This window comes from Burkholderia sp. MS455 (assembly GCF_016899445.1).
GTDB classification, from domain to species: Bacteria; Pseudomonadota; Gammaproteobacteria; order Burkholderiales; family Burkholderiaceae; genus Burkholderia; species Burkholderia pyrrocinia_C.
The window spans coordinates 1,231,432-1,254,301 of sequence record NZ_CP041778.1 but is presented as its reverse complement, the minus strand read 5'-3'; the positions used below and the strand labels follow the sequence as shown (position 1 = coordinate 1,254,301).

The following is a 22,870-nucleotide window of genomic DNA, read 5'->3' as shown; positions in this document are numbered from 1 at the left end:
GCCGCCGCGCCCGGATATGCGCCCGGACGCATGCAGCGCCGGATGCATTCGACGCAGGATAAACCCATTGAACACGCGTGTGTTGACCGGAATCAGCGCGGCGCTCGCCGCATGCTCGCGGAAACTGGGGACGGACGCAAAAACGCGCCATCGCCGGATTCGTCTGATGCAAACGCCGCGAAGGATCGCTCGATCCGCAGCGCAACATGACGTCATCGCGCGTCAGGCATCGGCACGAACGATGTCGAGCAATGCGCGCGCCGAGCGCTGCCAGCTGTAACGCTGCGCATGCTCGCGGCCCATCGTGCGCAGCCGCGCACGCAGTTCGGGATCGTCCATCACGCGCGCGATCGACGCCGCGATATCCGGCGGCGAATACGCATCGCAGAACAATGCCGCTCCGCTGCAGACTTCCGGGAGTGCGCCCTCGTGCGACACGACGACGGGGCAGCCACACCGCATCGCCTCGAGCGGCGGCAGCCCGAACCCTTCGTACAACGATGGAAAGACGAAGCAGCCGGCATGCTCGTACAGCGCCTTCAGTTCGCCGTCGGTCACGTAGCCGGCCCACGTGATGTACGGATCGTCTTCGCGCAAGCCGGCTGCCCGTGCGCCGAAGATCTTCGCATTGGCGCCGCCCGCGATCACGAAGCGCAGCGTCGGATGCGACTCGCGCATCAGCGCGATCGCGGCAAGCGCGCGCCCGAGATTCTTGCCGGGCGCGAGCGACCCGACGAACAGCACATAGCGGTCCGTCTGCAGATTCAGCCGCGACAGCACGCCGGGGTCGGCGTCGATCCGGTCGATATGATCGACTGCGCCCGGCACGACCGACAGGCGTGCGGGCGGCACGCCAAGCCGCGCGGCCAGCCGCGCCCGCGAAAAATGCGAGACCGTCACGATATGGCGCGCGCGCCGCTTCAGGATCGAGAACGCAAAGCGATACCACAGACGGAACGCGAGCGAATAACCGGCCGGCAGATCGAAAATCGCCGCATCGTGAATCATCAGCAGTTGATCGCGCTTCGCCAGCGGCCCGATGTTGCACAGGCTCAGCAAGGTCCGGCCGCGCGTCGTGCGCGGCAGCGTCCATTGTTCCCAGAGCGCGCCGTGGCGGCGACCGGAGGTCTGCGACCGCGCACCGGCCGGCAATGCCGCCGGATCGTGATCGGACGGCACGACCAGCGCCGGCGCATCGTCGGCGTTCGCGATGCGCGCGAGTTCGGCCGTCAGTTCGTATGCCACCCGCTGAACGCCCGTCATGCGCTGCGCAGTGAATTTTCCGTTGATTGCGAGGCCGCGCAACCGCGCGGTGTGCGCGGCTGCGCCGACGCCCCGTTTCACGCGCGCTTCCTGCAATACAGGTGCGCCTCGCTCCCGAATCGACGTTGACATGATCGTGACTGTTCCGATGGCTGCGGCGCGATTGCGCGCCGCCGGACACCCCGTTGCGCGGGATGCTGCTGTGCCGTCAGTGTGTCCGCTGCCTGCGATCCGGTCGGTACGTTCGACCGCACAACGCCCCGCTTTCCGGACGATTCGCAATACTCAGAAAGCGTTGCGCCCGATGAAGCCGCGCACGACCGTCAACAGGATGATCTTCATGTCGAACCAGAAGCTCCAGTTCTGCATGTAGAACAGATCGAACTTCACGCGCGCGGCCATCGCCTCGACCTTGCGCGTCTCGCCGCGATAGCCGTTCACCTGTGCCCATCCGGTGATGCCGGGCCGCACGCGGTAGCGGTACATGTAGCAGTCGATCAGCTGCCGATAGAAGTCGTCGTGCTCGATCGCATGCGGACGCGGCCCGACGACCGACATCTGCCCGAACAGCACGTTGAAGAACTGCGGCAGCTCGTCGAGCGACGTGCGTCGCAGGAATGCGCCGACGCGCGTGATGCGCGAATCGTTACGCGACGCCTGCCGCAGTACGCCCGGCTGTACGCGATGCACGCGCATCGTCCTGAACTTCAGGATGTCGAACTCGCGACCGTCGACACCCTTGCGGCGCTGCCTGAACAGCACGGGCCCCGGCGAAGACAGCTTGACCGCGATCGCCAGCATCGACAGCAGCGGCAGCAACGGAATCAGCACGCCGAACGCGAACAGCCGATCGAACGCGAACTTCGCCCACAGCTCCGGCGCGGAGCGCGGCGTGGTCGCGAGATTGATCGCCGGCATGCCGAGCACGTCGGTCGCCGAGCGATCGACGACGGCCATCTGCCGCACGTCGGGCAACAGCCGCAGCTCGACGAATTCGTCGCGCAGCTCGCGCACGATGCGCTGGATCCGCCACTCGTGCGACATCGGCAGCGTGAGCCACACCTCGTCGATCGCGCCGCCGCGAATCATGTCGCGCAACGCATTCCAGTCGTCGATCACCGGCACGCCGCCGATGCCGCCCGCGGCGGCCGGCGCATCGTCGTCGAATACGCAGGCCGCGACGAACGGGCCATTCGATGCAAGCTGCATCCGCTCGATCGCGACGCGCCCGTATGCGGTTGCGCCGACGACGGCGACGCGGCGCTGCCGCGCGCGCCGGTCGTCACGAGTCAGCGCGAGCGCCAGCAGCGCGGCGCGGCCGAGCAGCAGCGCCGTGTCGCCGGACAGCACCGTGCGCACGATCCAGCGTGTCGTGACCGTGCCGCCGCGGTTCATGATCCACATCGTGGCCGCCACCGTCAGCACGCTCGCGCAAACGACGGCCACCATCGTCTGCGTCGGCACGTGTGTGCCGCCATGCGGCGCCACGCCGCCGCGCAGGTGGCGCGGCAGCAGCGCCACGGTCAACACGCACAGCAGCGCGATCGCACCGCGCTGCGCATCGGACAGCTCGCGCCACGCAAGGCCCGACGCCGCCTGCGCAGCGAGCGCCCCCGCCAGCAGGAGCACGACATCGGCCGCCGCGATCGCGGCACGCCGCATCGTATTCGTTCCACCGGACCTCGACTGCATCGTCACGCACCGTGTGCCGGGAATCCGCAACGGACCTCCTGGATGCGGGGACGCACCGGCGTCGACCGCGCATTTCCGCGCGTGCCGAGCAAGCGGCGATAGTCGGCACGAATCAGGTCGTAGCATTCGCACGCGTGATGTTCGAGGCCGTCGCGGTCGAGCACCGTGATGCGGCCGCGGCGCTGCCGGATCAGCCCGGCTTCCTGCAGGTTGCCGGCCGCTTCCGTCACGCCTTCGCGCCGCACGCCGAGCATGTTCGCGATCGTTTGCTGCGTGACGGCCAGTTCGTCGCCGTCGATCCGGTCGTGCGCCAGCAGCAGCCAGCGGCTGAGCTGCTCGCTGACCGAGTGATGCCGGTTGCACAGCGCGCTGCGCGAGATCTGCGCCATCGTCGCCTGGCAGTAGTTGAGCAGCAGCCGGTAAGTCTCGGGCGACCGCTCGAATTCGGCGCGCATCACGCAGGTCGGTACGCGATAGGCCATGCCGCCGATGCGCACCTCGACCCGGTTCGACGCGGCGACACCCCCGACCAGCGTGCCAAGCCCGACCACGCCCTCGCGGCCGACCACCGCCACCTCGACCATCGCACCGTCCTCCATCAGGTGCTGCACCGACATCATTGCGGTCGCCGGGAAATGCAGATGGCGCATCGGCTCGCCAACCCGGTCGAGCATGCCGGCCTTGATCCGGACCAGTTCGAGGTGCGGTGCGATGTTGCGGATGCTGTCCTCCGGGAGGGCATCGAGGATGGCATTCGCCGAGTAGCTCGAGTGAAGATGAAGCATGTATGTATCCCTTTTATGTCCGCGCCGCGTGCAGCCGCATGCACGGAACTCGTTATCGCGATGCGTGCCCGGACGTTCACAGCGGTTGCGGCCACAACCCTGAATCCGGCTGCCCATCGGCTTGTCACTTCCGGATTGAGTCGATCGTTCCGTTTTCGACACGCCAGCCCGAATAAGCGATTTACGTGCCAATACCCGTCCGTCCTTAATATATGAATCACATCCGATTTAGATCGACCGAATAACCCATCTAAAACCAAAAAAAGCGTCTCATTTCCGGACACTCTTCCGCGCGACGGACACCGTTCCGCATTCGACTGATCAATTTGCGCACCGGATCGGAGCCGCCGCAGCGGTGCCGCGAGGCTTACCGGTCATATACTTACAGCCGATTTTCAATTGTTTCCGTGATGTGCCGGACAGCACGCGCCAGCGCCACCACGCTTCACACGGTCGTTTTAAACTGTCTCAAATTTGAATCTGCACACTAATTCCAGACTATGTCCGGTATCGCACACATCGCATGCAAGCCATTGATTCTTAGAGAAAGTCGCGCAACCCAAGTTTAATTGTCAAATAATGGGCGTTGTTGCATAAATCTGGCACGCCCGCGGTCGACTGACGTTTACACACAACGGCCGGTCCGGCACCCCTGTTAACGATTCGGGTTCCTGCGTAGATTCTCGATTTTTGGCTTCGAGAAGATGCGCAGGGACAAGGGCAAGACGAGCGAGCGGAAGGCGCGCTACCGAGTCAAGAACTGGCCAGCCTACAACGCCGGCCTGATCAACCGAGGTAACGTCACGATGTGGATCGATGAAGCCGCCCTGGCGAGCACGCTGGAGGCCGGGCCGACGCGCGGCCGTCCGCGTTTGTACAGCGACGCGCTGATCCAGGCGCTGCTGGGCATCAAGACCGTGTTCCGTCTGCCGCTGCGCGCGCTGCAAGGCTTCGCGCAAAGCCTGCGCGAGCTGGCTTTCGCCACCTTACCCGTGCCGAACTACACGACACTGAGTCGCCGAGCGCAGACGCATGAGGTCCAACTGCCGGTCATTGGCGACGGCGAGCCGATCCATCTGGTGGTCGACAGCACCGGCATGAAGGTCTACGGCGAAGGCGAATGGAAGGTGCGCCAGCATGGCTATTCGAAGCGTCGCACATGGCGCAAAGTGCATCTCGGGCTCGACGCGAACACCGGTCAGGTACGTGCCGCGCTGATGACGCATCAGGACGTCGCCGACGGTGACGTCCTGGCCGAACTGCTCAACCAGATCCCGGACGACGAGTTGCTCGATGTCATCGGCGGTGACGGGGCCTACGACACCAAACCCTGTCATGCCGCGATCGCCGCACGCGGCGCAACGCCCTCGATTCCGCCGCGCGAAGGCGCCGCTCATTGGCCCGCGAACACGTCCGGCGCGAAGTGGCGCAATGACGCCGTCGATACGACCGCCCGCCTCGGCCGCGACGAATGGAAGAAGGGCAGCGGCTACCATCGGCGCTCGCTCGTGGAGAACGCGATGTATCGCTTCAAGATGCTCACGGGTAACCACTTGTGGGCACGACGCACCGATACGCAGGCCACCGAGGTCGCTATCCGCGTGGGCGTGCTGAATCGCATGGCGGACCTCGCACGCCCGCAATCCGTTCGCATTGCCTGAAACATGAACATAGGCCTTACCTCGTCATCACGCTCGATTTATGCAACAACGCCCAAATAATGTTCAATGCTCGCTCGGCAATTTCCCCGTACGATGCGCGGCGTCGGCCGATTGCTTCACGATCGATATTGAATGGTCGACCGGTCTGTCATTCCATTCTCGGATGATTAATTTCATGACAAACGAATCATTAAATCCGGATAACGTTTGCGCCCAATCAAAATCGTCAAACTTTGTGAAATGACGTAATGTGCGATTGGTTGAATTCAATTGCATGCTAGCCTTTCCGCAGCATCGTCATTCGAATTTAGATGAACACAAGTCCGCACGAGCGTGCGAAATTCCCTTTTCGGGAGTCTCGCCGCGACAGCGCGCGACCGCCACCCTACGAGGATGCGCCGTGACTCACCAGGCCCCCGACGTCGTCGCGCACGCGAACGGCATGATCGAGTTTTCCCACAGTTTCGATGCGAACCGGTTTCTCGCGGCCATCGACCGCGACGAGCTCGCCACGCTGGTCCCCCACCTTCAACTCGTTCACCTGGAATCGGGGCAGGTGCTGTGCGAACCCGGCGCAATGCTCGCCGCGGTCTACCTGCCCGTCACGACGGCGATTTCGCTGCAGTACGTGTCGTCCGGCGGCATGACGCTGGAAGTCGCGGAAATCGGCAGCGAAAGCGTGGTCTGCGACGACGTGATCGGCGGCAGCGGCCGGATGCCGTGCCGCGCCGTCGCCTGCCGCGACGGCTTCGTCTACCGGCTCGACCGCCGCGTGTTCGCGGCCGCGTTCGACGCATCGCCGGTGATCCGCCATCTCGTGTTCGTCTGCGTGCGGCTCTTGATGGCGCAGGTATCGCAGATCACGTTCTGCAGCCGTCATCATGTGCTCAAACATCAGTTATGCAGATGGTTCCTGCTGGCGTACGACCGTACGCGCAGCATCGAGATCCAGGTGACGCACAGCATGCTGGCGCAGATGCTCGGCGTGCGGCGGGAAACGGTCACCGATGCCGCCGGCGAAATCCAGAAGCTCGGCCTGATCCGGCAATACCGGAGCTCGATCGAGCTGGCCGACCTCGACGGCCTCGAGAAGATGTCGTGCGGCTGCCGCGCGATCGTGCGCGACGAGATGAAACGCATCCTGTCGGCCGATTCGGGCGTGCCGGCCGCATCGCGTGCCTGATTGCCGCGCCGATTCGTGCGGCGCCAGCATGCGGGGTTAGCGGTTTGTAGGGTGGCGAACAGAACGCCGTGCGTGCGAATGGTCTACTGATGCCGGACTGCCGGGGGATGTCAGCGCGATGCGCGCGTCTGCCCGAGCGGACGACACCACGCACGCCGGAGCAGCACGTGAAAAACGAAATCAGAACCATCCTCAAGCACGTCGCCCACCTCGAAGCCGCGATCGATTCGATCGGCGACGGGGACGACCTCTACGAAGCGGGCCTCTCCTCGCTCGACACGATCCAGTTGATGCTTGCGATCGAGAAGCAGTTCAACATCGAGATTCCCGACGAGATGCTGAGCCGCAACCTGTTCCGCAGCATCGACGCGCTCGCGGACACGATCGCCACGCTGCAACGCGCCGAGCATTCCGCATGAGCGCGCTGCTTCCCGAACTCGCGGCCGACAGCGAATCGCATCGGCTCGACGAGGCCGCGCACGCCGTCGCGCAGATCGCCGCGCAGCACGCGGATGCCGTCGACCGGGACGCGCGCTGCCCCGTCGAGGCGATCGAGGCGATGCGCGCGCGCCGGCTGCTGGGCGCGATGGTACCGACCCATCTCGGCGGCGCTGGCGCGTCGCTGCAAGACATCGCTTCGGCCTGCTCGATCCTCGGCCAGGCCTGCGCATCGTCGGCGATGGTGTTCGCGATGCACCAGATCCAGGTTGCCTGCATCGTCGACCACGCCCTCGACCAGGGCTGGCACAAGCTGTTCCTGCAGCAGCTCGTGCGCCACCAGTGGCTGCTCGCGTCCGCCACGTCGGAAGACGGCGTCGGCGGCAACCTGCGCGCGAGCCAGTGCGCGCTCGAAACCGACGGCAGCGAATTCCGGCTGCGCAAATCCGCGCCGACGATCTCGTACGGCGACTATGCGGACGGTATCCTCGCGACCGCGCGACGCGACGCGGACGCGCCGGCTTCCGAACAGGTGCTCGTCACGCTGCTGCGCGACGGCTATACGCTCACGCACCGCGGCGAATGGGACACGCTCGGGATGCGCGGCACCTGCAGCAACGGCTTCGTGCTCGACGCACGGGGCGCCGCCGTTCAATGCCTGCCGGTGCCGTTCGCGAAGATCGCCGAGGAAACGATGGTGCCGGTCTCGCACATTCTGTGGGCCGCGGTCTGGATCGGCGTGGCCGGCGATGCGTTCCAGCGCGCACACCAGTTCTTCCGCGCGCAGGCACGCCAGACCGACGGCGCGCCGTCGCCCGCGTCGCGACGCATCGCCGAATCGCTCGAGCTGATGCAGGCGATGCAGGCCCGCGTCGACAACGTGCTGCGGCTCCATGCGGATACGTCGGCCCGCTCGTGGTCGGCCGGCATGGCCTGGGCCGCCGAGATCAACACGCTGAAGACCTACGTGTCGTCGAGCGCGCTGGAAGTTGCGCAACAGGCGATGATGATCTGCGGGATGGCCGGCTACAAGCAAGGCGCGCCGTTCAGCATCGGCCGCCACATTCGCGACCTGCACGCGGCGCCGCTGATGATCAGCAACGACCGCATTGCCGCCAATACCTCGAGCCTGCTGCTCGCGCTGCGTCCCGCGACGCTGGAGAAACATTCGTGAACGATCGCCTCGCCGTGCCCTCCGCCCCCTCCTCTCCCGCCGACGCGCCGCTCGACCGCGCGGGCGTCAACCCGCTGCGCGATGCGCTGATCGACGCGGGCCTGCTGGTCTCGACCGGCATCCAGGGCCTGTTCGGCCGCAGCGAGCGGTTCGAGCGCGTCGTCGAAGCGCTCGACGCGTTCGTCACGCGCCTCGGCGCGGATCAACAGGCCGAGGTGCTGCGCTTCCCGCCGGCGATGAGCCGCACCGAATTCGAGCGCAGCGAATACATGAAGAGCTTCCCGCAGCTCGCGGGCAGCGTGCATGCGTTCTGCGGCGACGAGCAGCAGCACCAGCGCCTGTTGCAGTGCCTCGATCGCGGCGACGACTGGACGGAGAATCAGAAGCCGACCTACGTCGTGATGACGCCGGCCGCATGCTACCCGGTCTATCCGGTCGTCGCACGCGCGGGCGCGTTGCCCGGCGACGGCCGGATCGTCGACGTGTTCTCGTACTGCTTCCGCCACGAGCCATCGCTCGATCCGACCCGCATGCAGTTGTTCCGGATGCGCGAATACGTGCGGATCGGCACGCCCGAACAGATCGTCGCGTTCCGCGAGACGTGGATCGAGCGCGGCACGCGGATGATCGACGCGCTGCGCCTGCCGAACGCGATCGATCTCGCGAACGACCCGTTCTTCGGGCGCGGCGGCAAGATCGTCGCGAACAGCCAGCGCGAGCAGAACCTGAAGTTCGAGCTGCTGATCCCGATCGAGCACGACGACCGCCAGACCGCATGCCTGAGCTTCAACTACCACATGGACCATTTCGGGCTGCTGTGGGACATCCGCACCGAGACGGGCGACGTCGCGCATACGGGCTGCGTCGGCTTCGGCCTCGAACGGCTCACGCTCGCGCTGTTCCGCCACCACGGCTTCGACATCGACGCGTGGCCGCGCGAGGTCCGCGACGTACTGTGGGGCACGCGATGAGGTTCGTTTCCCGCGACGGCGAAGACGCGTCGTTCGACGACGTGCGCCACCGTGCGCGCCACTACCGGCCGCACCCGCTGCACAGTCAGGAGATGGTCTGGAAGCAGACCAACTGCTACGTCGACATGTGGCTCGAAGTGCTCCGGTGGTGGGGCTTCAATCCGTACGCGGCGCTGCCGTTTACGATCGCGCTCGATTTCGAGGGCGACCAGTTCACGTTCTTCAAGTTTCCGCACGACGAACTGGAGCGGCTCTACGGCATCGTCGTGCAGGAGCACTCGATCTACGAGCCGCTCGACCGGCACATCGAAACGCAGGTCGCGCGCGGGCACCTGATGATCGTCGAGGTCGACGCGTGGTTCCTGCCCGACACGCGCGGCAGCAGCTATCGCACGCAGCACACGAAGACGACGATCGGCATCGACGCGATCGACCGCGCGAAGCGCCAGATCGGCTATTTCCACAACAGCGGCTATTACGTGGCCGAGGATTTCGACTACAACGGGCTCGTCGGCGGCAGTTCGCCGATGACGCTGCCGCCGTACGTCGAAATCGCGAAGCGGCGCTTTGCGCCGCTCGACGAGCGCGCGCTATGCGAAGCGTCGCTCGCCGCGCTGCAGCGCCACCTGCGGCGCCTGCCGGTCGTCGATCCGATCGCGGCATTCCGGCGACAGTTGCAAACCGATGCGAAGACGCTCGCCGATGCGCCGCTCGAACACTTCCATGCGTACTCGTTCAATTCGGTGCGGCAGCTCGGCGCGAATTTCGAACTGTTCGGCCATTACGCGCGCTGGCTGCAGGCCAGCGGCTGCGTCGGGCCGTTCGCCGAGATCCGCGCCGCATGCGACCGCATCGCGTCCGAAGCGATGGTGCTGGAGTTCCGGCTCGCGCGCGCCTGCGCACGCGGCAAGGAAGAACGCGGCGATTCGACGCTCGAGGCGATCGAGGCCGCCTACGTCGATCTCGTCGCCTGCGCGCGGCAGATCGGCTCGCCGTCGCGGCATGTGGCGCCCGCGACGCCTGCGCGCAGCGACGCGGCGCCCATGCCGGCCATGCGGTGACGCGCGCGCGTGCCCTGCCCGCGTGGTCGATGCTGGCGACGGCCGCAGGCGCCGCGCGGGAACCGCGCGATCTTCCGGCCGACGGCGACGGCTGGATCGCGGCGCCGGTGCCCGGCACGGTCGCGCAGGCGCTCGCGCTGGCCGGCCGGCTCGACGAAGCGGCGTCGCTCGACGAACGCGATCACTGGTACCGGATCGAACTGCGCGGGCGCGGGCCGCGCGTGCTGCGCTTTCACGGCCTCGCGACGCTCACGCAGGCGTGGCTCGACGACACGCCGATCCTCCGCTCCGACAGCATGTTCGTCACGCACGACGTTCCCGTATCGCTCGACGGCACGCACCGGCTGACGCTCTGCTTCGGCGCGCTCGCGCCGCACCTGCGCAACGCGCGCGCGCCGCGCCGTGCGCGCTGGCGCACACGGCTCGCCGAGCCGGCGGCGCTGCGCACGGTCCGCACGTCGCTGTTCGGACACATGCCCGGCTGGTTTCCGCCATACGTGCCGACCGGCCCGTGGCGCCCCGTCGACGTACTCGATCCGGCCGACGGCTTCGTTCCGGTCGACTGCGACCTGCGTGCGCGCGTCGAAGGCGACACGGGCTGGCTCGATGCCGAACTGACATTTGCCGCGCCGTTGCCCGACGCGCTCGCGGCAAGACTGTCGTGCGGCGAACATCATGGCACGCTCGAACGCGCCGGCACCGACCGGCTACGCGCGAGCGTCGCGGTGCCCAACGTGCGCCGCTGGTGGCCGCATACGCATGGCGAGCCGACACTCTACGAAATCGCGCTGCATATCGGCGACGAACGGCGGCCGCTCGGCTCGACCGGCTTCCGCACGATCGAGATCGATGCCGGCGCCGACTGCAAGGGATTCGGGCTGCGCATCAACGGCGTGCCCGTGTTCGCGCGCGGCGCATGCTGGAGCAGCGCCGCACCGCTTGCGCTGCACGCGGACGACGCCACCTACGGCCGCCTGCTCGGGCTCGCACGCGACGCCGGCTTCAACATGATCCGCGTCGGCGGCACGATGACCTACGAGGCCGACGCATTCCACGCGTGGTGCGACCGGCTCGGGCTGCTGGTCTGGCAGGACTTCATGTTCGCGAACTTCGATCATGCGCTCGACGATCCCGCGTTCGCGGACAACGTCGACCGTGAAGCCGATCAATTCCTCGCGCGCCACGGCGCGTCGCCGTCGCTCGCGGTGCTGTGCGGCGGCAGCGAGATCGCGCAACAGGCGGCGATGTCGGGGCTCGGGCCGAAGCAGCGCTTCCTCGAGCTGACCGCCGAGCGCCTGGCCGGCCATGCAGCCGCGCGCCGGCCCGACGTCCCGTATGTGCCCGATTCGCCCGACGGCGGCGTGCTGCCGTTCGCGCCGCGCGAGCGCGTATCGCACTACTACGGCGTCGGCGCGTACCTGCGCCCGCTCGACGATGCGCGCCGCGCGGACGTGCGCTTCGCGAGCGAATGCCTCGCGTTCGCGAACGTGCCGTGCGATGCGACGCTCGTCAGCCTCGGCTGGCCCGGCGTGCACGAGCCGCGCTGGAAGGCGGCCGTGCCGCGCGACCCCGGCACGTCGTGGGATTTCGAGGACATTCGCGACCACTATCTGCAGACGCTGTACGACGTCGCGCCCGACCGGCTGCGCCGCGAGGATCCGGCACGCTACTTCGAACTGTCGAGGGCCGCGATCGCGGACGTGATGCGCGAGACGTTCTCCGAATGGCGGCGCACCGGTTCGCGCTGCGCCGGCGCGCTCGTATGGCAGTTCCAGGACGTGATGCCGGGTGCCGGATGGGGTGTGATCGACGCCACGCACCGGCCGAAATCGGCGTGGTATGCGCTGCGCCAGGTGCTGCAGCCCGTGCAGGTGCTGCTCGTCGACGAAGGCTTGAACGGGCTCGACGTGCATGTGGTCAACGAGCGCCCGGCGCCGCTGTCGGCGGCCGTCGAACTGGTCGCGCTGCGCGACGGCCGCACGCCGGTCGCGCGGGCCGGCTGCCCGGTACGGATCGCCGCGCACGACACGATACGGATCGGATCGGCCGAGCTGCTCGGCCGGTTCTTCGACTGGACCTATGCGTACCGTTTCGGGCCCTGCGAACACGACACCGTCGTCGCGACGCTACGCACCGACGACGGCACGCTGCTGTCGCAGGCGTTCCATTTCCCGTCCCGCACGCATCCGGCCGTGCTGGCGCGCCGCGAACTCGGGATCGAAGCGTGCGTGTCGCGCACCGGCGATACGTGGCACGTCGACATCGACACGCGGCACGTCGCGCGCCACGTGCAGATCGACGCGCCGGGTTTCATGCCGCGCGACGACTGGTTTCATCTCGCGCCCGGCACGCCGGCGCGCGTCGCGCTCGTTCCGCTGGAAACCGCCGGGAAGATTCGGGACGCGGACGGCGGGCCGCCTGCCGTGGAAATTCGCGCGGTAAACGCCGCGCGAACGGTACGCGCCACGCAGGCCGGTTGACGCGACGCTCGCAGGCGCCATGCGCCGCGAGCGTCGCAATTCGAACGTCAGTCGGACGAACCCGTGCCGCGCGGCCGCTCGATCCCGTACGCTTCCATCCAGCGATACAGCGTCGCGCGCGACACGCCAAGCTCGCGCGCCGAAGCCGCGACGCGCCCGCGCGTGCGCAGCAACGCGGTTTCGATCGCCTCGCGCTCGATCGACTTGCGGATGTCGGCAACGGACGGCGACGCCGCATCGAGACAGTATTCGAGCTCGAGATCCCGCGCGGTGATCAGGCGCCCTTCGGTCATCACGACCGCGCGGCGCACCCGGTTGATCAGTTCGCGGACATTGCCGGGCCAGTCGTGCTTGTAGAGTGCGGTGATTGCGTCCGTCGAGAAGCCGCGCACGCGATGACGCGCATCGCCGCGGAAGCGTTCGAGCATGTGGTGCGCGAGCAGTTCGATGTCCTTGCCGCGCGCGCGCAGCGGCGGCTGGTCGATGCGCATCACGCACAGTCGGTGGAACAGGTCCGCGCGAAAACGCCCTTCCTCCATCGCGCCGCGCAGGTCGACGTGCGTCGCCGATACGATCCTGACATCGACCGGCACCGGATCGCTGCCGCCGAGGCGATGGATCGAGCGCTCCTGCAGAAAACGCAGCAGGCTCGCCTGGCTCTCGTGCGGCAGGTCGCCGATCTCGTCGAGCAGCAGCGTGCCGCCGTTCGCGGCCTCGACATAGCCGATCTTGCGCGCGTTCGCGCCGGTAAACGCGCCGCGCTCATAACCGAACAGCTCCGATTGCAGCAGATGCGGCGGAATCGCGCCGCAGTTGACCGCGACGAACGGGCCGTTGCGCCGCTCCGAATGACGATGGATCGCGACGGCCGTCAGCTCCTTGCCGGTACCCGTTTCGCCGAACACGAACACCGGTGCGTCGGTGCGTGCGAAGCGCCGCACCGTGTCGAACAGCCGCAGCATCGCGCTGCAGGTGCCGACGATGCCTTTCTCGTCCGATTCGAGCTGTTCGCGGTCGCGCGCGAACAGGCATTCCATGCCGTATGCATGGCCGACCGTATCGGCGATCCGCTGGTGCGACGCGGGCAACGTGACGTAGTCGAAGCAATAGTCGCGCAACAGCGCGCGCACGTTCGGGGAAGCGGTCTGGCCGACGTCGACGAGCGCGACCCACACGACGTCGCGCATCGACGCACAGGTCGACGCGATGCTGCCGATCGCATCGGCATGGCCGCCGCTCAGGTCGAGAATGCCGCAGGTGATTTCGCCGGGCGTATTGCGCAGCTCGTTCGCATGCTCGACGATCGACACCTTCCAGTCGCGTCGGGCCAGTTCCTTTCGCAGCATGACGGACGGCGACTGCGTCCAGTAAATCAGCGGACGCTGCCCGTTACCGCTTCCCCCGCCGGCGCTCTTATCGCGCGTTATTGGCATATTCATAACGAACCATCACTTTCTCCACTCCGCGAACCGTTCGCGTGCGCTGCGGCCGGCGGCACATGGCTGCCTGTCCGCGCTGCGTTTCCGCAGCTTTGGCGAAGATCGAAACTGCACACGGCGAGAGCCCCCGGAGGTCGAGCCGGATGTCATCCGGCCTCGTTGTCATCGAACTCGAAGGGAACGCGCGGCCGCGGGAGCCACGACGTTCCGGCTTTGATGCGACGCGCCGTCAGGCGGAGCACGTCGGCAAACGGGAAATCCGTCCGCAGGTGCGTTGCGTCGTACACGACAGTCGCGCCCGATGCCGAACCGGATGGCCGCCAACCCGCTCCCGGAATGACCGCCGCATTTCATCCGTTCGTGAATCTACACCCCGTTTCGAGATGGCCGTGTTACCAAAAGATAAACATGATTCAGCCCATTACGCCACCGGTCGGCCCGCACAACACACCTTTGACCACTGAAATTTGATTATCTATGACTATTCCCGTCAATCAGTGGCAAATCCCACTTTTCGGCAAGATCGCTGCGTCCATTGCCCGCGATTTTCTCCGAAATCCCGGAATAAATCCGGACGTCCCGCTCTGCGAGTCGATAATCGCCGCGCGCATGCCCCGCCGGCACCGCGCGGAGAACGCACGCGCCCGGGTCGTTCGTTACAGCGTCGTAACCAAACGCCAGCGCCGCCGGTCAGGTCCGCAGTGCCGCCTCGCGTTGCCGGGCCTGCCGATCGTGCAGGTTGCCACGGGCCGAAACGCCGTCGCCCGGCGTGAAACCGGCGGTGCCGGCCATCTCCTCCTGCAATGCAGCATAACCATCCATCACGAAGCGCGTGAGCTCGCCCCGGAAACGCGCCGAGCCGAAGCATTCGGCATTTGCACGGCACGCGTGCGGATCGAACGAACCGCGCGGCAGTGCTTCGAAGCGGGCTAGCGCGTCGACCAGCGCGTCGACCGTCTGCGCGCGGTAGAACAGGCCCGTTGCACCGGCGCACGGCCACGCGCGCACCGACTCGCGCACGCCGCCCTTCCCGTAAGCGATCACGGGCGTGCCGCACGCCTGCGCCTCGACCGGCGAAATGCCGAAATCCTCTTCCGCCGCGAACACGAACGCGCGTGCGCGCTGCAGGTGGTCGTGCAGCACATCGAACGGCTGGTAGCCGAGCAGCGTGACGTTCGGCCCGGCAAGCGCGCGGATCTTCGCCATTTCAGGCCCGTCGCCGATCACGACGAGACGGCGCTCCGGCGTACGCGAAAACGCGTCGACGATCAGGTCGATCCGCTTGTACGGCACGAGCCGCGACGCGGTCAGGTAGAACGCGTCCTTGTCCGTGCGCATCGACAGATGGTCGACGTCGACCGGCGGATAGATCACCGTCGCCTCGCGCCGGTAGGTCTTGCGGATGCGGCGCGCGATGAAGTGCGAATTCGCGGCCACGCGATCGACGCCGTTCGCCGAGCGCGCATCCCAGTTGCGGATGTAATGCAGCAGCGCCCGTGCGATCGCCGATTTCGGCCCGCGCGCGAGCCCCGCCTCGTTCAGGTACTGGTGCTGCAGATCCCACGCGTAGCGCACCGGCGAATGCACGTAGCTGGCGTGGAACTGGTCCGGGCCGCTCAGCACGCCCTTCGCGACCGCGTACGAACTCGACAGCACGATGTCGTATTCCGACAGGTCGAACTGCTCGATCGCGAGCGGAAACAACGGCAGATAACTACGGTAGCGCTTGCGCGCGAACGGCAGCTTCTGGATGAAGGACGTCCGCACCGCGCGGCCGCGCAGGCAGTCCCGATCCTCGAGGAAATCGACGAGGCTGTAGATATCGGCCTGCGGAAAGCAGTCGATCATGTGCGCCAGCACGCGTTCGGCGCCGCCAGGCACGACCAGCCAGTCGTGAACGATCGCAATCTTCAAGTACTGCCCCCGGTTCTTCATTCACGTTCGATGTCGGCAGACCGCGCAGTGCGGCCGCCGTGACGTGCCAATTATCGGAAAGCCCCGGCACGGCCGATGTGTGCTACCGCACATTGCGCCGCTGTCGGCGCGCGCATTGCCGTGCAGCACGCCGGCCGCGCGAAACCGCGGCGTGAGTGCGCTTTCGAACAGACCGGCGCGCGCGGCATCCGCATCATGACCATTGCCGCACCGCACGGAACGAACGCGTCCGTGGGGTACAGCGTGCTGAAGGCTTCACGCGAGGACCGCATCATGGAATGGCATTGTTGTGAATTCGAACATCTGAGCGCCGTCGATCTCTATGCAATCCTGCGCGCGCGCAACGCCGTGCTGGTGGTCGAGGACGCACACACGCATCTCGACATCGACGGCAAGGACGCCGGCGCGCTGCACGTGTATGCAAGCGTGCGCAACGGCGACACGGCGGAAGTCGCGGCCTACGCGCGCATCCTGCCCGGCGACGACATCGATCCGGATGTCGTGATCGACAAGGTACTGACAAGCGAGGCGTGTCGCGACGGCGATACGCTCGAACGCCTGATCGAACGCGCGCTGACCGCCGCGCTGGCCGCGTGGCCGGACGCCGCGCTCCGCACGCACGTTCCCGCGCCGCGCCAGGCCTTCTACAAACGCTTCGGATTCCGCAAGGCGTACGGCCCGTATCTCGAACAGGGCGCGCCGTTCGTCGGCATGATCCGGCCGGCCGATCGCGCCGCCGGTGCGCTGCGTCAACTGCTGTCCCGGGCCGTTTCGACGCCCCGGCCCCGAAACGAAGACGTGCTCGTCGACGGTCGCGCGCGCAACCGGCTGCCCGCCGATACCGGAGCCAATCGATGACCCGCACCCTTCACCCGGTTCCCGAACCCGACCTTCCGCGCATCCTGCCGGTCATCCTTGCCGGCGGCTCGGGCACGCGCCTCTGGCCGCTGTCGCGCGAGCAGTATCCGAAGCAACTGATCGAGCTGACCTCGAACGAATCGCCGCTGTCGGCGACGGCGCGCCGCCTGAACGGCATCGCGAACGCGTCGCTCGGCGACACGCTGCTGCTGGTGTGCGGCGAACAGCACCGCATCATGAGTGCCGCGCAAGTGGTCGACCGTGCGGCGCCGGCGCGCATCCTGCTCGAGCCGGCCGCTCGCAACACGGCACCGGCGCTCACGCTCGCCGCGCTCGACGCGAGCGCGCTCGCGGACGATCCCGTGCTCGCGGTGATGCCGGCCGATCACGTGATCGCCGATGTCGGCGCATTCCAGGACACCATCGCGCGCGCGGCGCGTTACGCGCAGGAAGGCGCGATCGTCACGCTCGGCGTGCTGCCGCGCCGCGCGGAAACGGGCTACGGCTATATCCAGGTCGGCGAGCCGCGCACCGGCCGCCACGGCGGACAAGGCGGCTATTCCATCGGGCGCTTCGTCGAGAAACCCGACGCGACGCTCGCCGAACGCTACCTGCAGTCGGGCGACTACTGGTGGAACAGCGGGATTTTCGTCACGCGCGCGTCGGTCTGGCTAAAGGCGATCCGCACACTGGCGCCCGCGATTCATGCAGCCTGCGAAGCGGCGTGGCGCGCGGGCGTCGCCGAGGATCCGTTCTTCAGGATCGACGCGGCGGCGTTCGACGCCTGCCCGTCCGACTCGATCGACTACGCGGTCATGGAGCGCCTCGCCGAAAGCAGCGAGCTCGGCATCGAAGGGATCGTGGTGCCGCTCGCGGCCGGCTGGTCGGACGTCGGCACATGGGATGCGATCTGGGAAATCATGCCGAAGGACGATCACGGCAACGTCGCGCGCGGCCCGATCGTGTTCGAGGACACGCAGGACAGCTTCGTGCGTTCGGAGGGGCGGCTCATCGCATGCGTCGGGATGAAGGACGTCGTCGTGATCGAAACGCCCGATGCGGTGCTGGTCGCGAACAAGCACGACGTGCAGCGCGTGAAGAACATCGTCGCGCGCCTGAAGAGCGACCGGCGCCCGCAGGCGAGCGAGCACCGCAAGGTGCAGCGTCCGTGGGGGCATTACGATTCGATCGATCTCGGCGAACGGTTCCAGGTGAAGCGGATCGTCGTCGAACCGGGTAAGCGGCTGTCGCTGCAGATGCACTATCACCGCGCCGAACACTGGATCGTCGTACGCGGCACCGCGAAGGTGACACGCGGCACCGAGACGTTCCTGCTCAGCGAGAACGAATCGACGTACATCGCCGTCGGCGAGGTGCATCGCCTCGAGAATCCCGGCCGGATTCCGCTCGAGATCATCGAGGTGCAATCGGGAAACTATCTCGGCGAAGACGATATCGTGCGCTTCGACGACCAGTACGGACGCGCGGTCGTCGACGCGTTGCCGGAAACGCGTGCGGTGCCGCCCGCTTCGCGGGAACCGCATGAGCGGGCCGTCGAAGGAGACGTCGTGCGGTAAGCGCGGTAAGCGCAGGCCGTGCACGCCGGCGCGCGCATCGTGTCGTCAATCGATGCCGCGCTGCGACCAGCGTGCCTGCCTCAGCGATTCGCGCACGCGCGGCAACTGCGACGTGTCCGCGCCCACCGTCACGCCTGTCGCGAGCGGCTGTACGACCGCCGCCCCGCACTGCCCCACCTTCGATCCTCCTGCATCCGGGTGGCCCGCGTGGCAGCGTCCTCCGTCACCGCCCACCTGTACCGGCATCCCGCCGATCGCGGACAACCGGTTATCCGCGATCCGGTATTGCGACACGTTTCCCCATACGCGAATGCCGGCGAACCGCGCGCGCGACACGCGGTTGCCGACCACGACCACGCGCGTCACCGAGCCCGACCACGTACTGACGTCGATCGCGGCCTGCTGCGTCAGCGGGCGCGGATCGGTGCGCGCGGTCGCGGTCTGGATATCCGAGATCTCGTTGTTCTCGACCAGCACGCCGGACGCGCCGTAGGTCCGGAAGCTGTCCTCCTGCGCGACGAGAATGCCCGCGCTCACCTGCACGTTGCGCACGATGTTGTTCGCGATCGTCACGTCCGCGCCGCCGACCACCGTGATGCCGCGCCCCCACGCATTGCCCTCGAGCGAGTTGCCGGTAATCAGCACGTTGCGGCTGAGCATGCCGTCGCCCTGGTAGCTCACCACCGCAATCATGTCGTCGCCAGTGCCGCGCACGACGTTACCCTGCACGAGCACGTTGCGCGCGCCGTGCGTGATGTGGATGCCGTCCGCGAGGGTCGACAGCACCTTGTTGCCGACAATCGCGACATCCGCTCCGCCGAACACGAAAATGCCCGCGCTGGCGCCGCCGTCGATGACGTTGTCGAGCACTTGCACGTCGTGCCCCGTCACCTCGACCTTGGTCGACTCCGGTGTCGCGAGACGCGTCGTGCCGGTCCCCATGATCTGAAATCCAACGAGCGCCGTACCGTCGCCCCGCATCTCGATCGTCTGGTCGTCGGGGACGGTCGCAATCAGCGTCGCGCCGAAACCCGACAGCACGACATGCGGCCGCCGCACGACCAGCGAACGGCCGACGACATACCGCCCTGGCGCGAACACCAGTCGCTGGCCCGACTGCAGCGCGTCCAGCGCGCGTTGCAGCTCATCCGCCTGATCGGCTGCGTCCGAGGCGGGATGAACGAACGCATCCGGTACGTACGCATGAAGCGCACCCGGTGCGGGTGCCCCGGCAACAGCCACGGCGAACCCCGGCCACGATAACCCGACAGCCATGATCATGCCGGCGATCACGGTGCATACGCGAGACGGATACCGTGATCTCAGCATATCGAATCATTTCCCTGGAACAACCCGGCGCACGCGCAATACACGCGCTCGAACCGCCGCATGCTCGGGGAGCGACATTGCCCCTCTCCACGAAATCCCGGGAACTCCGGCAAACGGATCAACCATTCGCATCACCAGACGCCAACACACCACTCGCCCGACGCGAAGTGAGCGTACGCGCAAGCTTCACAAATGGAGCTTCACACAATCGATAGCCGGCCCATGACAATGGAATCAAAGGCACGATAGGTACGATCATGTAAAGACCGAGAGGCCATCCAACGATATGGAAGCGCCGACACAACCAGAATGCCACGAAAAGCGGAAGACTGTGCAACAGGTAGACCGAGTAACTGATCTTGCCAAGCCATGAAAGCATGCGGATACGAAGCTTCAGCAAGGTTGCCAGTATCGCGAATGTCGCAATACCAATCATGTAAGCGAGCGAAATCGGCAGGTGAAACGTGTTGTGATGTCGCCAATCACTGACGGCCCCAACAAGCGCAACACCGACAACCGGTATCGTCACATAGGCTAGCGCAGATCTGTAAGTTATAGATATATTGGACAGTGCACCACTTCTTGCCCATCCAATACGTAGCAATTGAGAAGGAGTCTCGTACGCCTGGCGAAAGCATGCACCCCAGAACATGATTCCAAGATGATACGGCATGGTCTTGTACTGGCTAAGAAGATCGGCCGGAAAGAGTTTCAATTCGAGAGTTATCACAAACAGTCCGCATAACCCGATAGTGACAAGACACAAATGTAACATCCGATGAAGTGCACCGCACCAGAACAAAATCAGACACAATCCGTAAAAGTACAGCTCCGTCTCCAGCGTCCAGCCATGCGGCAAGATCAGGCTTTCACCAAATGCAACCGGAATCATGGTCACATTTGCCAGAAAGCCATGAATGTCCATTTTTTTATCGAACAAGTACCAATGAACAAAATATCCAGCAGGAAGAGCCAACCAATATGCAGGATATAGTCGAAGGAATCTCCGAATGAGGAACCGCTTTGTCCCCGCACCAATCTCACCGTGCAGACTGGTAGGAATCAGCATGCCGCTAATTGCGAAGAAAATTACCACACCGATTCTCCCGAAATTCACGGAGCGTTGCAGTGTGTCAAGCACATACTGGGAGCCTGCAAGGGGAACGAACCGTTCAGCATAGTGCGTCCATATGACGAGTATCACCGCAACGGCGCGCATGGCATCGATATGGTGAAACCGCTCCGAACTCTTTGCCTTCGACATGACTGAAATGTTTGAAACCCAAGGCCAATCAAAAATATTCGATCAAAAATGCAACCATGACAATCACCCTTCTCACAATCACATCGCGATTTCAATAAAACCAACCAAACCACATCACCCCGCAAGCGCAAATTTACGGAACAGAGGAGCGCTTCTCGCGTTCTCAAACAAGTGATCGCTCGCGATGATCGTGCGTGTTTCGATAATTTATTTCATAGCCCACACCTGCCAACGACGAAAACACAAGCTCGACGAGATAATTCAATATTGCCTCACCGGCTTCAATTCAGGTTTGAGTTTTTCGCATCGACCCAATACCACCAAGCGAGCGCGAGCAATGCATAAAATTCTGTCCGCGAACCGAACATCATCCAATACTCACCTTGCTGAACGGCGAAGGTTGCATATGAAAACACCTTCGCCATCAGCCATAGCATCACGACCCCGCCACGCATCGCAACCAGAATCTGCAGCGCACCCAGCGCACCGTACACCACGCCGGTCATCGCAACAAAGAGCGCCCCCCCGGCATAACCAAACCAATACACGGGCACTGCCATGTTTCCCATCGTGAAGGTTACGTCGTCGAACATGTAGGCCCTGAGCACGTTGGGCTCGGTATACGACTTCATCAAGTCGCGCAAGCCACTCGGTTCGGTACCGTCGAAAAAGGTTGGCATTGTCCAGGAACCGAGAGAGTTCACGAAACGCCAAAATGCGCCCTCGCCACCCAGCGCCGGCGCCGTGAACAGATGTGCATCGCTGTCCACCACGTACCACGGTTGAGCCTGTAGCAGGAAGCGCGAAGAGAGCATATCGGCTACTTCAAGCCCCTGCCCCCTGTAGGAGTAGACAATGGAAACGGCACCAAGCAATAGCGCCAATCCCGCACCGATACCCAGATAACGAACAACCGGCTTGCCGTTTATCGCATGAATCGCAATAAACGGAGCCAGCGAGCACAGTCCGATGTGTAGCACCGCCATGAACTGTTCGCCATGCATCACATTAAGCGCCAGGTCGACAGCCATCGTTAAGATCGCTGCTCCCCGGATGCGTTTATCGGAACTGGTGGCGATGGTGCCCAGCAAAAAACCCATGAAGGCCTGGTTGTTCAGGAACAGGTTGAACATCATCCCGTTCGAGGCATCATTACGCAGCGCGTACCTATTGATGCCGGAAAATAACGAGAATCCTGACGTCAGACCCGCGATCACCCCAATAGCGATAATCGTTGCTGCGAGCCCGAACCCCGTCACGATGCTTATCGGTTGCAACGTTATCCGCGCCCTGATCGACTCATGCGCCGGGCGTTCGTCCAAAAACCTCCCAAAGGCAACGAGCGCACAGACGACAAAGATCAGATAGAACGAAAGGAGCCGGCTAAACGCGCCGGTCGCTTCACCGGATACGTCGACTTCCGTAAGATACCCGCCGGCCTCCAACCCCACACCTGCAAGGAATGCGGTCATTCCGATCGCCAGCACGTAGAGCATCGACACTGCAAACACGGGACGAGATTTGACCAGACCGACGAGTCCCAAGGTCGCCAATAGCAATGTGCACAAGGCGCTCGATTCCTTCATTCCGAGCGCCGGCATCACCGCATTGAACAGCAACGCAAGTGTGAATAGCGTCGATACCATCACGCCGGTTGCTGATATGGAACCTCCGTTGGACCCGATCACTCGCGTCGTCCTATCGATCATGCCGCAACCCGAAATTCGTTCCATCCGTCATGCACCTGCACCATGCACCTG

Annotated in this window: 17 protein-coding genes; 9 read left to right on the top strand and 8 right to left on the bottom strand. The window is 65.1% G+C overall.

Annotated features, from left to right (window positions below; translation table 11 throughout):
• Nucleotides 1–222: 222 nt before the first annotated feature.
• The 3 genes from FPJ27_RS10240 to FPJ27_RS10230 all read right to left on the bottom strand — a co-directional run bounded on the left by FPJ27_RS10240 (nucleotide 223) and on the right by FPJ27_RS10230 (nucleotide 3,740).
• A complete protein-coding gene (locus FPJ27_RS10240) occupies nucleotides 223–1,263 on the bottom strand; it encodes a glycosyltransferase family 1 protein (protein WP_239483303.1) in 1,041 nt (346 codons plus the stop codon).
• Nucleotides 1,264–1,548: 285 nt separating this feature from the next.
• On the bottom strand, nucleotides 1,549–2,925 hold the full coding sequence (locus tag FPJ27_RS10235; RefSeq protein ID WP_204422797.1) for an undecaprenyl-phosphate glucose phosphotransferase: 1,377 nt from the start codon (nucleotides 2,923–2,925) through the stop codon (nucleotides 1,549–1,551).
• Nucleotides 2,926–2,957: 32 nt separating this feature from the next.
• Nucleotides 2,958–3,740: a Crp/Fnr family transcriptional regulator gene (locus FPJ27_RS10230; protein WP_204422796.1), complete on the bottom strand. Its 783-nt coding sequence runs from the start codon at nucleotides 3,738–3,740 to the stop codon at nucleotides 2,958–2,960.
• Nucleotides 3,741–4,444: 704 nt separating this feature from the next.
• Here FPJ27_RS10230 and FPJ27_RS10225 point away from each other — a divergent pair.
• From FPJ27_RS10225 to FPJ27_RS10195, 7 genes are all read left to right on the top strand, one after another.
• On the top strand, nucleotides 4,445–5,401 hold the full coding sequence (locus FPJ27_RS10225) for an IS5 family transposase (RefSeq protein ID WP_204421564.1): 957 nt from the start codon (nucleotides 4,445–4,447) through the stop codon (nucleotides 5,399–5,401).
• 400 nt (nucleotides 5,402–5,801) lie between these two features.
• On the top strand, nucleotides 5,802–6,584 hold the full coding sequence (locus FPJ27_RS10220; RefSeq protein WP_177318338.1) for a Crp/Fnr family transcriptional regulator: 783 nt from the start codon (nucleotides 5,802–5,804) through the stop codon (nucleotides 6,582–6,584).
• 167 nt (nucleotides 6,585–6,751) lie between these two features.
• Nucleotides 6,752–7,003, top strand: coding sequence for an acyl carrier protein (locus FPJ27_RS10215; RefSeq protein WP_204422795.1), 252 nt, complete (start codon nucleotides 6,752–6,754; stop codon nucleotides 7,001–7,003).
• Nucleotides 7,000–8,196, top strand: coding sequence for an acyl-CoA dehydrogenase family protein (locus tag FPJ27_RS10210; protein WP_204422794.1), 1,197 nt, complete (start codon nucleotides 7,000–7,002; stop codon nucleotides 8,194–8,196). The genes FPJ27_RS10215 and FPJ27_RS10210 overlap by 4 nt, the downstream gene beginning before the upstream one ends.
• Complete coding sequence (locus tag FPJ27_RS10205) at nucleotides 8,193–9,167, top strand: amino acid--[acyl-carrier-protein] ligase (RefSeq protein WP_204422793.1); 975 nt, start codon at nucleotides 8,193–8,195, stop codon at nucleotides 9,165–9,167. The genes FPJ27_RS10210 and FPJ27_RS10205 overlap by 4 nt, the downstream gene beginning before the upstream one ends.
• Nucleotides 9,164–10,228, top strand: coding sequence for a DUF1839 family protein (locus tag FPJ27_RS10200; protein WP_204422792.1), 1,065 nt, complete (start codon nucleotides 9,164–9,166; stop codon nucleotides 10,226–10,228). Before FPJ27_RS10205 ends, FPJ27_RS10200 begins: the two co-directional genes overlap by 4 nt.
• Nucleotides 10,225–12,708 carry a glycoside hydrolase family 2 protein gene (locus FPJ27_RS10195; RefSeq protein ID WP_204422791.1) on the top strand — a complete coding sequence of 828 codons (2,484 nt, stop codon included), beginning with the start codon at nucleotides 10,225–10,227 and terminating at the stop codon, nucleotides 12,706–12,708. The genes FPJ27_RS10200 and FPJ27_RS10195 overlap by 4 nt, the downstream gene beginning before the upstream one ends.
• A 47-nt stretch (nucleotides 12,709–12,755) precedes the next feature.
• Here FPJ27_RS10195 and FPJ27_RS10190 read toward each other — a convergent pair whose 3' ends face one another.
• On the bottom strand, nucleotides 12,756–14,147 hold the full coding sequence (locus FPJ27_RS10190; RefSeq protein WP_034179702.1) for a sigma-54 dependent transcriptional regulator: 1,392 nt from the start codon (nucleotides 14,145–14,147) through the stop codon (nucleotides 12,756–12,758).
• 690 nt (nucleotides 14,148–14,837) lie between these two features.
• Nucleotides 14,838–16,061, bottom strand: a complete 1,224-nt coding sequence (locus FPJ27_RS10185) for a glycosyltransferase family 4 protein (protein ID WP_239483302.1) — start codon at nucleotides 16,059–16,061, stop codon at nucleotides 14,838–14,840.
• A gap of 216 nt (nucleotides 16,062–16,277) precedes the next feature.
• Here FPJ27_RS10185 and FPJ27_RS10180 point away from each other — a divergent pair, with 216 nt between their 5' ends.
• Both FPJ27_RS10180 and FPJ27_RS10175 read left to right on the top strand, forming a co-directional pair.
• Nucleotides 16,278–16,940: a drug:proton antiporter gene (locus FPJ27_RS10180; protein WP_204422790.1), complete on the top strand. Its 663-nt coding sequence runs from the start codon at nucleotides 16,278–16,280 to the stop codon at nucleotides 16,938–16,940.
• Complete coding sequence (locus tag FPJ27_RS10175; protein ID WP_072436641.1) at nucleotides 16,937–18,517, top strand: mannose-1-phosphate guanylyltransferase/mannose-6-phosphate isomerase; 1,581 nt, start codon at nucleotides 16,937–16,939, stop codon at nucleotides 18,515–18,517. The genes FPJ27_RS10180 and FPJ27_RS10175 overlap by 4 nt, the downstream gene beginning before the upstream one ends.
• 45 nt (nucleotides 18,518–18,562) lie before the next feature.
• Here the strand turns inward: FPJ27_RS10175 and FPJ27_RS10170 are convergent, their stop codons facing one another.
• The 3 genes from FPJ27_RS10170 to FPJ27_RS10160 all read right to left on the bottom strand — a co-directional run bounded on the left by FPJ27_RS10170 (nucleotide 18,563) and on the right by FPJ27_RS10160 (nucleotide 22,843).
• Nucleotides 18,563–19,846 carry a right-handed parallel beta-helix repeat-containing protein gene (locus tag FPJ27_RS10170; RefSeq protein ID WP_204422789.1) on the bottom strand — a complete coding sequence of 428 codons (1,284 nt, stop codon included), beginning with the start codon at nucleotides 19,844–19,846 and terminating at the stop codon, nucleotides 18,563–18,565.
• 118 nt (nucleotides 19,847–19,964) lie between these two features.
• Nucleotides 19,965–21,110: an acyltransferase gene (locus FPJ27_RS10165; RefSeq protein WP_204422788.1), complete on the bottom strand. Its 1,146-nt coding sequence runs from the start codon at nucleotides 21,108–21,110 to the stop codon at nucleotides 19,965–19,967.
• Between the two features lie 281 nt (nucleotides 21,111–21,391).
• A complete protein-coding gene (locus tag FPJ27_RS10160) occupies nucleotides 21,392–22,843 on the bottom strand; it encodes a DUF6418 domain-containing protein (protein WP_239483276.1) in 1,452 nt (483 codons plus the stop codon).
• Nucleotides 22,844–22,870: the final 27 nt, after the last annotated feature.